A 545-nucleotide genomic window follows, 5' to 3' on the forward strand; every position below is an offset into this window, starting at 1 on the left:
AGGTTTTGGTTACGACGACGCCCAACTGGATTACTACCCTACCAAAGCGGATCTCGATAAAGTCAGCACAGATAAGCCTGTATTGATCATCCACACTTCGGGGCATTTGAGTGTCGCGAACAGTAAAGCGTTAGAGCTCGCAGGCATCACATCAGAATCGGAAGATCCAAAAGGTGGCATTATCCGCCGAATGGAAAACAGCCAAGAACCAAATGGTGTTCTAGAAGAAAACGCGCACTTTGCAATGCTGTTCAACCTCAATAAGTTGATTGATTCTGAACTTCAAGATCGCATGTTAGAAGCCTCGCAAGGTTTGTACGCGAAATATGGCTATACCACGGCTCAAGAAGGACGAGCAACATCAGAAGGTTATGAAGCAATGAAACGCGCGTCGAAAAACGACAAGCTGATGATCGATTTGGTTGCGTACGCCGATATGGTATCGAGCAGTGATTTTATGGACTCAGAATACAACACGCCAGAGTACACAAACCATTTCCGCATCGGTGGCGTAAAGCTGAACTTTGATGGATCTCCACAAGGTA

At 46.1% G+C, this 545-nt stretch carries 1 protein-coding gene; it reads left to right on the forward strand.

The annotated features are described in order from the left end of the window. Nucleotides 1–545 (forward strand): amidohydrolase family protein (locus R7Z50_RS30350; RefSeq protein WP_318150130.1); only part of this gene is annotated, 545 nt, incomplete at both ends.

This window comes from Vibrio sp. 1249-1 (assembly GCF_033340495.1).